Genomic DNA, 9,443 nt, shown 5'->3' with positions numbered 1-9,443 from the left:
GTGCAGCACCCTACTAATATTTTGACTGAATATCTTAGTAAGTTTAGGGGAGTTAAAAAGTTCAAAGCATACATCCTCTCCTGGCTAGACGGGTGGATTCATCAAAAGCTAAAAGCAGGAAAGCCCCCTTGGGTTTATGTAACTAACCAAGAATTAGCCGAAGCTCTTGGTTGTTGCCGAGATACAGTTTTCCGCCACCTTAAAGACCTGTGTGAAATGGGCATTCTCAGAAAAACCTCATACAAGCGTTGGGCAACTGACAATATTTGGGAGTACTCCATTGATTTTGACAAACTCAAACAAGAATTAGCGCCGCCCGTAGATATTTTTGCAACCGAAAATCAGACAGCCCTGAGCCGAAAATCAGACAGCCGGGAGCCTGAAATTAGGCAGCCGATAGCAGAAAATCAGACAGCATACATAAATCCGATTCCTAATTCTTCCCAAGTACAACCACAACACAGCCTGCCTGCTGCTGGGGAAAAAGTTAAAAAAGAAGATCAACCTATCCCCGAACAAAAGATCGCAATTCCTCCAACTGGTGAAGAATTCAAAAACGCCTGTACTCAAATTTCTCGTTTATCGCCAGACGTTCAAACTAATTTACAGGTTAAAACCGCGATAGAAAAACATTGGGCTAATTTCCCGGCGGCGCTGGAAAGACTGAAAATTGCAGTACAGGAAAATTGGCGATGTAACTTAACAGGAGTGCTAGTTAAGGCTTTAAAGGAAGGTGTGCCGTCTGAGGACGTTGCCCCGCCTTGTGCGTTTTTCGGTTGGAAAGAATGGGCGGATGAGGCAATCAAAAGGCGGTTGATGCAGTATTCCCACTCCCAGAATGGCGATATCATGGTGCATTTTGTGGGTGGTGGTCAAGGACTGTGGAGTCAGTTACGCTCCCTGCCTTGGTCGGAGGTTGAGTGCTTTACTAATGGGGGAGAAGTAATATGAGCGATAGCGCGGAGCGCAGTGCTGGAAGCAATCGCACTCACCTACTTAGAAAGCGTATTGCCCAACTGGAGTTAGAACTACGAGCAGTGCGGAAACAAGCCCAAGCCCAACGTAAAAGGATTGCTCAAAAGTGTGGATATGAGTTTCTATCACTGGTTGATAACGATCGCAACTGCAAAGTGGTTGTGATCGGCATAGTGCAAAAGCTTGTACTTCAGGATGAGGAAGGGAATGTCGTTTCTGAAACGGATGGGTCTTTAGTGGGCAAGATTATTGAGGTGCGGTTTAAGTCACTGTATTGAGGAATTGCTAAACAAGCTTGCTTGTTGTTACCCGTTAGCGTGGAATGCGACATTTTTGGACTAAATTGACATGATAAGCGTAGATAAATCTGTATTTTTCGATACTTTCTAGTAGATTCTTTGAAGAATGTCATGATATTCTAACCTTAACAAGGTCGAAACAAAGCAACTCGAAAAGGACAGCTACTGAGTAACTTATTCATGATCAATGTCAAAAAGGTTTGGTTAAAGTGGGAAAGTTATTGGTTTAAAGTCCTGGGCCGATGGAGATCATGCCCATTAGCTTGTCCAGTAGACAGCCCTGGTCATCGGCACGTTTTCTGGAGTTGGTTTGGGAGTTTTTTAGCGATCACTGCAACTTCCTATCTTGCAATAAAAACGAATTCTCCTCTACTCATGGCTCCGTTTGGTGCAACAAGCGTCTTGATTTTTGGCGTGCCAGACAGTCCTCTGGCTCAACCTCGAAACGTGATTGGGGGCAATTGCTTAGTGGCTCTGACCAGTCTAATCATTTTACAACTTTTAGGTTCTGCGCCTTGGGCAATGGGAGTAGCTGTTTCAAGTGCAATCGCCATCATGCAAATCACTCGAACGTTACATCCGCCTTCAGGGGCCGTCGCCCTAGTCGTGATGATGACAAAACCAGATTGGCAATTTCTGCTAACACCTACCTTTGAGGGATCGATGATCTTGGTACTTTGTGCTGTAATCTTCAATAATTTAGCGGAAGAACGAACCTATCCAAAGCACTGGCTATAGCAAAGCTTCTCATGATTTCTATCAGGGCAAGTTCAGACCGTCCTCTTAAAATTCAGTTTAGTTTAAAACTCGCTGAGACTCTAATAAACGCTACTCCACACGAACAGTAGCTCCTAAAACAACATCGCTTTGATAGTTCAACACAGCTTTTACTACCGCTTGTTTCAACTCCAATAAATAATAGACAAGCAGGTTTTTGAGCGATCTTGACTTGGAAAAATAAACCAGAGATTGGCTTGTTTATCCACGCCGTCAAAACTGGACAGAAACTCTCCCTGACCAAACCAGGCTGCGGTTGGAAAGAATGGGCGAGGCAGTCAAGCTGCGGTTGATGCAATATTCTCATTCTCACGACGGCGATATCATGGTGCATCTCGTCGGTGGTGTCTCCAAGGTATGGAGTCAGTTACGTTCTCTGCCCTGGTCTGAGATTGAGCTTATTGCTGATGGAGGAGAAATAGAATGAGCGATCGCACTCAACCCCTCAGAAAACGTATGCTCAACTAGAGACTGAAGTTCAAGCGCTCTGAGGAAACGGGAACGGGATCAAATGCAACGTCAAAGACTTGCTCAGAAATACGGGCGTGAATTTCTAGCATTACTTGATAGCGATCACAACTAACTGCTGCACGATTGCTCTCATTAATTCACAACTGTTTCGACGTGTGTGCTAATGTCTTTCTCACTGTCAAAAACTGTTCCTTCAAGATTTGCTCCTTCAAGATTTGCTCCTTCAAAAATTGCTCCTTCAAAAATTGCTCCTTCAAAAATTGCTCCTCGAAGATCCGCTCCTTCGAGATCCGCTCCTTCAAAAATTGCTCCTCGAAGATTCGCTCTTTGAAGATTTGCTCTTTGAAGATCCGCTCCTTCAAAAATTGCTCCTTCGAGATTTGCTCTTTGAAGATCCGCTATTTGAAGAATTGCTTCCTCGAGATCCGCTCCTCGAAGAATTACTCCTTCAAGATTTGCTCCCTCGAGATTCGCCTCTACAAGATAAGTTTCTTGAAGATTTGCTCCTTCGAGAATTGCTCCTCGAAGATCCGCTCCTCGAAGATTCGCTTCTTGAAGATTAACTGCTTTAAGATTTGCATCTACAAAATGTGTATACATAAGGTGTGATGAGTGAAGATTTGCTCCTGTAAAGTTCGTGTGGTTAAAATCTCTTACGTGCAAAGTACATTTTGATAAATCTAAATAGGTTAGGCAATGAAAAGACATAGGATTAGGCATTCCTGTTCTTTGCCCTTGGAGCCTTGCTAATAATGTTCCAAAAGCGTCTGGAGAAGGAAACTCGATTTTTGAGATTTGTTTAGTTAAACGATAGAAAACACCTAAAACAGCCAACAAACTATCTTCTGAATTACGGGCTTGTCTATTCTCTTCCTGAAAGTCAGGTCTGGGATCTAGGCGTTCCATCGGCATTCCACGTCGCAGCATGAACCCAATTAGATGACAGAACGTCTGCTGCCATTTGGTAACGTCCGAGGAACTTTGCAGATGCTCCAAGCGCACTTCATCTAGAATAAAGTTGAATAAATATTCATCCATTGCAGATGAGCCACAGAGAATTGCCCAACGCTGTAGCGCCTCTCGTTCATCCCAACCTTCATCCGGATCGGTCTGGCGGTCTTCTAATTTTTTGTGAATCAGCCTCACCTCTCGGACAATCCGTTTCGCCGTCAGATATTCACCAAAGCTCTTGTGGGTAAACTCAAAAGTCCTTTCACCGGAGGGTTCATTCCCACTTTGACGGAAGTAAAAAGCAGTTAACAAGCGCGTAACGCCAGCTTTAGAATCTCTTTCTAAGCCTGTTTGAAAACGGGTCAATAGTTTTTTTAGACCACTATTAGCGCAGTGGCTCTCAATCTCTTTAACGGTAGTAGTTCGTCCATTCCCATGCCAGGAAGCTAGAGCAATTTCTTCTAGAATCCGAACAAAATCTTTCTCCTCAATTCCTTGAATCGCAGTGTGTTGATAACCATCCCAACCTCGTTCATAAATAGCTTTGAGTAAGTCAGCGTAAACTACATTTAGGTTGGTTTCCTCCGAAAACTTCAGCGTACCGCGTTGAAGGCTAAGGGCAACCAGGTAATTAAGCAGGGGTTGAGCCGTGATCTCGGTCAGATTTCCCCGGTTTAGCTCTGGCGGTAAACCACCATAGCCTTTCCCACTTGCTCTACCATAATGCTTCCACCAAAGCTGTCGTTGATCTTGCTTTAGGAACTTTTTGGTATCGATATAGTGCTTGCGATCGGCCTCAGATAAAAAGTAGGGAAGAACATACAAAATTTGCCCTTCTTTACGGAAGTCAGTTTCATTTATCTGCACAACCAGTTCCCGGCCACTGATCAACACCTGCACACAAGTTTTTTGCTGGTTAAACCGCTCTATCTTGCGCTGTACTTCTCGTACAAAATCTTGAGCCGTTTGTTCAGCAATCTTACCTTGCATAGCTAGTTCATCCAAGCCATCAAAAATAATCAGCAGGCGATCTTCTCGATGCTCCGCATCCAAAGGATTGTAGGGTAAAAGACGATCAAACTTGACGAATTTTCCAACTGCATCAATCAGATCGTCTGATGGCTCAAAGTGATGCAATGGAATAAATAGAACTCGAATACTTCCCTTTTCTGCCACCTTTGCAGCAAATATTTTGGTTAAAGAAGACTTGCCACTACCGGGTCCACCGCTAATGAGTCGAATAGCATCATCTCGTTTTGCTGTACTTAACCAGTCTTCTAATTCTGCTTCCAACTTAACTACCACTCGTTCACATTGTCTACTCCCAGTCCTATCTTCTAGATCGTCGTCTTATGTTTTTCTAATTTGCGATTATAGTAAGCCCGAAGCGGCACAAATACCTGCTTTAAGCTGAAAGCTTCCAAGAACATAGGTTCTTCAACCTGTTTTTGCAACCAGGTTGAATAGCGCAACCATGCTTGCGATTGCTCATTGGCTTGAGTAAAGGGAGTATCCAACGTCTCTGTAAGAACGGTGTAGTCTTTTGGGCGGCTACCCCATTCCTCATGCAGTGCCGCCGCAAAATAAATAGGTAGTCGTTGGCTGATTGCTCCTGCTTCTACCTCACTTAAGCCCGAACCTTTTAGCCACTCGGTAAAGGGTGCTTGAATCACCCCAACGAGCCGATCTTTGTCAGGATGTTCAAAAAACTTTTTATTGATCGATAAACTACTATTCTCTAAAACCTCATTAATTTGATTTTTCAATACTTTGACATTAAATTTTTCTGATTCTAGCTCTGTTTTTTCGTCAACTAGGTTCTTCATTGCTTGGAGCAATGAGCGGTAAACTAGCAACCAGCCAATTTCTCCAGCACCTGCTACTAATCCTAATGCACCAAGAGTATCAACTCCATCGCCTGCAAGACTGTCCCACTTGGCAAAGGCAATGTCTACCGTTGCTTTACCCAGTGCTTTGGAAAAGTCCTGAAAATTGACTTTGATAGATTTTTTGAATACCGAGATAGGCTTACTGATCGGCAGTTCAGACACATTACTCATATGTTAATTTCGTTTCTAAATTATAAGAAAATTTTTAATGGCTCTACAAATGTAAATAAAGGCAAGGTATAAAGTATTTATTAGTAGTATCACTAAGTTTTCATGACTCTCAACCGTATTTTTACTGTTTGTCGTGGTCGGAAGTTGAGCGCGTTGCTAGTGGAGGGCAAACGGTATGAGCGATCGCACTCACCCACTCAGAAAGCGCATTGCCCAGTTAGAAGCAGAAGTCCAAGCGGTGCGTAAACAAGCTCAAGCCCAACGTAAAAGGATTGCTCAAAAGTGTGGATATGAATTTCTTGCGCTAGTCGATAGTGATCGCAACTGCAAGGTGGTTATAATCGATATAGTGCAGAAGCTTGTGTTTCAGGATGAGGAAGGGAATGTCGTTTCTGAAACCGATGGTTCTTTGGTGGGAAAGATTATTGAGGTGAGGTTTAAGTCACTGCATTGAGTCAGTTAGGGAAAGCGATCGCCCTAATCTATCCTTGCGTTTGCTTACCATACATTTATTGACTGTTAAGGCTCTATGATAAAAAAACAGGCAGCTTTTAAGCAGAAACCACAGATGAGTCACTTTGTAGATTCAATTCAGTTAGAAATACCTCCAGATACTCTTAATCAAGGAGAAGGAGCAATTTTGAGCGCAATCGCTCTCAAGCTATACGCGCAGGGGATTTTTACTTTTGGTCAAGCTCGTCGTTTAGCTAATTTATCAGTTTGGGAGTTTCAGCAACTATTAGGTCAAAATCATATAGAGCGTCATTACAGCCAAACAGACTTAGCTGAGGATATCGACTCAATTGCAGCAGGCTATTAACAATAGTGACAGTTATTTGTAATGCTACGCCCCTAATTAACTTTGCAGCGATTGCTCGTCTTGATATCTTACAAGCAAGATTTGAGCAGATAATTATTCCTCAAGCAGTTTGTAATGAAACGACTGGTTTGGGCTTTCCAGGTACGCAATACGTCCTTCAAGCTATTGCTTCTGGGTGGTTGCAAGTTCGTCCGGTAACTTACATAGCGTCTATCATTCCTTCGGAACTAGATGATGGAGAAAGAGAAGCGATCGCGCTAGCGCTAGAAATTGGTCAACAACGAATCCTGTTAGATGAGCGCGAAGCTCAACAAGTAGCGCATAAGCTTGGCTTACAAGTTATGGGAACACTCGGCATTCTTTTGTTGGCTAAGAATAATCAGACTATACCTCAAGTCAGACCCATACTCGATCATATGATGAAAGTTGGCAAATTGGGCAAAACCACCGATATACCCGTGATAGCCAGATAGATGGGCAAGAGAAGATAGTAGGTAAAATTAATTGCTAATATAGTTTTGGAGCCTAATCCCTATGCCTCAAGTTCATCACATGGTACTGCTCAAATTTAAGCAAGATGTGAACGACGCGATGATCGCTGAAGTTCTGCAAGCAGTAGAGCAATTAAAGCACTCTATTCCTGGAATTGATTACTGTTCCAGTGGCGCTTATTCTAGTCCTGAAGGATTTAACAAAGGCTTTACGCACGGTTTTCTCACCACCTTTGAAAGCGCAGCAGCCCGTGATCGCTATCTACCCCATCCCAAGCACGAAATTGTTAAAAATGCCTTGTTTGCGCTTCTCGAAGATGCGGTTGCATTTGATTTTGTTGCTGACTAAGTAAATCCTGCACTTCGCCCGTAGCAAAAGACAAATCAGTAAGTGATGAGCAGACAGATGAGCGTCGGGATCTGCCTTCCGCCGTTGGCGACAGCGCAAGCGCGCACGCAGGGCTTCGCACCCACCTACTTAGAAAACGCATTGCCTAGTTAGAGGCAGAATTACGAGCAGTACGGAAACAAGCTCAAGCTCAACGTCAGAGCATTGCTGACAAATATGGGCAAGAAATTCTTGCACTGATTGATGGCGATGCTAATACTACGGTAACTGTTACGGATATAGTGCAGAAGCTTGTATTCCAGGATGACGAGGGAAATGTCATTTCTGAGACAGACGGTTCGTTGATGGGCAAGATTATTGATGTTAGGGTTAAGTCAATGTTCTCACAACCCAGGTATAGATAAGGTTGCCCAATTTTTTATAACTTTGATGAAACCTTTCTTGAGAAGTGCTTTTAATCAACTGAGACAGTCTACGCCATCACTTCCCAACAAATCTAAATAAAGTATAGATTATACTTACAAAGAAAATATGACTGACTCAGCCACATCAGTAAATACTACCAACGATGCCGCCGCTTACCTGCCTGAGATTGAAGCAGGTACATTGACAATTTACCTGCTTTATGACGTTGGTGATGAAATTGACCTGAACTTGGCACAAAATTGTTTAGCACAAACCAAAGCATATCGAAGTTCACCACCACGAGTACGAAAATCAGAAAGTATTGAGATTGCTCAGCCTCCACTAAGAGTTGAACTTGGCACTGTAACCTTGGCGCTCGAAGGAATGTCGCTCAACGGTAAGCTACACGCTAGCATCTACGACTTAGGCGCAGTAGCAATTGCCTCTGAACTATCTTTACCACAACCGACTAGCTGGGCTACTGTTGCCGACTTGGTAGGGGATACTCTAAATCCCTTAGAAGTCTTGTTGCCTCGCTTTTTGAGCGAACTGGAAGAACTTGAGCGGATATTGCAAAGCGCGATCACGCTTCCACACCGCTCTGCAATTGTCGAAGACTACACGGTTATTATTGTCGAACGCTTAACTGGCAATATTAATCTTGCCGCAATGAGCCTTCATCCGGTAGTTAAGGCTTCACTACTGGGAGAGAAACGGCAACTAAGTGACGATGCAATGGGACTGATCGTTAGTAAGCTAATAGACTTTAAAAAAGTATAATATATAGAACCCATTTGACATCTCTGAATGGGATGAAGTAGGGTCATGTTATTCTATAGTCAAGTGATGATGCTATACTCGAGCAGCTTAACCGACGCAGAATGGGAAGTTCTCGAACCGTTACTGGTTGAGATATTACCGCCCAAGAAGCGGACGAGACCCTCAAACTGGACAAAACGAGACATCATTGATGGCATCTTTTACCAACTGAAAAATGGGTGCAACTGGGAAGACTTACCTAAAGACCTGCCGCCGTATTCAACGGTCTACTGGCACTATAAACAGTGGCGAGAAGCGGGAGCAATTGTTCAATTGATGAACGTCTTGCATGAACAAGTGCGAGAACAAGTGAAAAAAAAGCCAAGTGGACAACGCTAATCATCATTGACTCTCAAGCGGTGAAAAACACTTGTAATGCTAGTGTAGAGTCGAAAGGCTTTTGCTTCTACAAAGCTACCAACGGGATTAAACGGCATCTGGCGGTCGATACCTTGGGGTTTCCCTTCTTCACACACTGTACAAGCGCCAATGTTTCAGATGATACAGGACTGCCATTCGATGGTGACGCAAAACCTGGACTATTTCCGGTCGAAACCGATGAACATTCCTAAAATCACGATTTTACTAGACCACGGCTATCACTAGGAGCATTTAAGGCAAGAGCTAGAGAAGGGATATCCGCAGATCATGCGAAAAATCAAGTTTGAACTTTCGACAAAACCCTCAACTCAAGAGAAGGCAGCGACAGGAAAGTCTGGATTTATTCCAGCCATTGCTCGGTGGGTGATTGAGCGTTCCAATGCTTGGATGGAGCGTTGTAAGATTCTGGTTAAGAATTACGAGAGAACCAAGCGCAAATGCAACCACTAAACTCAATCTTTGTTTCGTTAGATTAATGGTCAAGAGGCTTGCAGCTTCTTAGAGATGTCAAATGGGTTCTATAAAGTTGATTGGGCAAGGGGTGGAGGGGACAATGCCTGCAAAAGGCTTTCCCTTTCTGGAACAGAAAGAGAGATTGCAAACGCTAATACGCGGCAATAATTGTTCAAGAATAAGAGAACACGC

The 9,443-nt window shown here is 43.5% G+C and carries 11 protein-coding genes and 1 pseudogene; 10 read left to right on the top strand and 2 right to left on the bottom strand.

Annotated features, from left to right (window positions below; genetic code table 11):
• From C7B70_RS24200 to C7B70_RS24190, 3 genes and pseudogenes are all read left to right on the top strand, one after another.
• Window positions 1-951 (top strand): annotated as a pseudogene (locus C7B70_RS24200) (hypothetical protein); the annotation flags it as partial.
• Window positions 948-1,253, top strand: coding sequence for a hypothetical protein (locus tag C7B70_RS24195; RefSeq protein WP_106371472.1), 306 nt, complete (start codon window positions 948-950; stop codon window positions 1,251-1,253). The pseudogene C7B70_RS24200 and the gene C7B70_RS24195, both read left to right, overlap by 4 nt.
• Before the next feature lie 396 nt (window positions 1,254-1,649).
• The gene (locus C7B70_RS24190; RefSeq protein WP_233221110.1) at window positions 1,650-2,012 is read left to right on the top strand and encodes an HPP family protein; all 363 of its coding nucleotides are present in this window, start codon (window positions 1,650-1,652) and stop codon (window positions 2,010-2,012) included.
• A 642-nt stretch (window positions 2,013-2,654) separates the two neighbouring features.
• On the opposite strand, the gene C7B70_RS24185 is transcribed toward C7B70_RS24190, so the two are convergent.
• A complete protein-coding gene (locus tag C7B70_RS24185; protein WP_233221109.1) occupies window positions 2,655-4,778 on the bottom strand; it encodes a pentapeptide repeat-containing protein in 2,124 nt (707 codons plus the stop codon).
• 32 nt (window positions 4,779-4,810) lie between these two features.
• Entirely contained in the window at window positions 4,811-5,524 is a 714-nt protein-coding gene (locus C7B70_RS28080; RefSeq protein ID WP_233221108.1) for a hypothetical protein, read from the bottom strand.
• A 184-nt stretch (window positions 5,525-5,708) separates the two neighbouring features.
• On the opposite strand from C7B70_RS28080, the gene C7B70_RS24180 reads away from it, so the two are divergent.
• The 7 genes from C7B70_RS24180 (at window position 5,709) to C7B70_RS28960 (ending at window position 8,989) form a co-directional block, all read left to right on the top strand.
• Window positions 5,709-5,987: a hypothetical protein gene (locus C7B70_RS24180; protein WP_106371470.1), complete on the top strand. Its 279-nt coding sequence runs from the start codon at window positions 5,709-5,711 to the stop codon at window positions 5,985-5,987.
• 75 nt (window positions 5,988-6,062) lie between these two features.
• Entirely contained in the window at window positions 6,063-6,353 is a 291-nt protein-coding gene (locus tag C7B70_RS24175; protein WP_233221107.1) for a UPF0175 family protein, read from the top strand.
• 5 nt (window positions 6,354-6,358) lie between these two features.
• Window positions 6,359-6,826, top strand: coding sequence for a DUF3368 domain-containing protein (locus C7B70_RS24170; RefSeq protein ID WP_106371468.1), 468 nt, complete (start codon window positions 6,359-6,361; stop codon window positions 6,824-6,826).
• 61 nt (window positions 6,827-6,887) lie between these two features.
• On the top strand, window positions 6,888-7,193 hold the full coding sequence (locus C7B70_RS24165) for a Dabb family protein (RefSeq protein WP_106371467.1): 306 nt from the start codon (window positions 6,888-6,890) through the stop codon (window positions 7,191-7,193).
• Window positions 7,194-7,724: 531 nt separating this feature from the next.
• Window positions 7,725-8,378 carry a hypothetical protein gene (locus C7B70_RS24155; RefSeq protein WP_106371466.1) on the top strand — a complete coding sequence of 218 codons (654 nt, stop codon included), beginning with the start codon at window positions 7,725-7,727 and terminating at the stop codon, window positions 8,376-8,378.
• 66 nt (window positions 8,379-8,444) lie between these two features.
• The gene (locus C7B70_RS24150) at window positions 8,445-8,756 is read left to right on the top strand and encodes a transposase (protein WP_199192521.1); all 312 of its coding nucleotides are present in this window, start codon (window positions 8,445-8,447) and stop codon (window positions 8,754-8,756) included.
• Between the two features lie 20 nt (window positions 8,757-8,776).
• Window positions 8,777-8,989: a hypothetical protein gene (locus C7B70_RS28960; protein WP_369831949.1), complete on the top strand. Its 213-nt coding sequence runs from the start codon at window positions 8,777-8,779 to the stop codon at window positions 8,987-8,989.
• The last annotated feature ends 454 nt before the right edge of the window (window positions 8,990-9,443 follow it).

The organism is Chlorogloea sp. CCALA 695, from assembly GCF_003003885.1.
GTDB lineage: Bacteria > Cyanobacteriota > Cyanobacteriia > Cyanobacteriales > Chroococcidiopsidaceae > Aliterella.
The sequence above is the reverse complement of the archived record's forward strand: the minus strand, read 5'-3'. Positions and strand labels throughout refer to the sequence as shown.

What these genes read in the sequence shown, in the direction of transcription:
- C7B70_RS24155 (WP_106371466.1), top strand. Translation starts at nt 7,725, where the DNA reads ATGACTGACTCAGCCACATCAGTAAATACTACCAACGATGCCGCCGCT.
- C7B70_RS24180 (WP_106371470.1), top strand. Translation starts at nt 5,709, where the DNA reads ATGAGCGATCGCACTCACCCACTCAGAAAGCGCATTGCCCAGTTAGAA.
- C7B70_RS24195 (WP_106371472.1), top strand. Translation starts at nt 948, where the DNA reads ATGAGCGATAGCGCGGAGCGCAGTGCTGGAAGCAATCGCACTCACCTA.
- C7B70_RS24190 (WP_233221110.1), top strand. Translation starts at nt 1,650, where the DNA reads ATGGCTCCGTTTGGTGCAACAAGCGTCTTGATTTTTGGCGTGCCAGAC.
- C7B70_RS24175 (WP_233221107.1), top strand. Translation starts at nt 6,063, where the DNA reads ATGATAAAAAAACAGGCAGCTTTTAAGCAGAAACCACAGATGAGTCAC.
- C7B70_RS24165 (WP_106371467.1), top strand. Translation starts at nt 6,888, where the DNA reads ATGCCTCAAGTTCATCACATGGTACTGCTCAAATTTAAGCAAGATGTG.
- C7B70_RS24150 (WP_199192521.1), top strand. Translation starts at nt 8,445, where the DNA reads ATGATGCTATACTCGAGCAGCTTAACCGACGCAGAATGGGAAGTTCTC.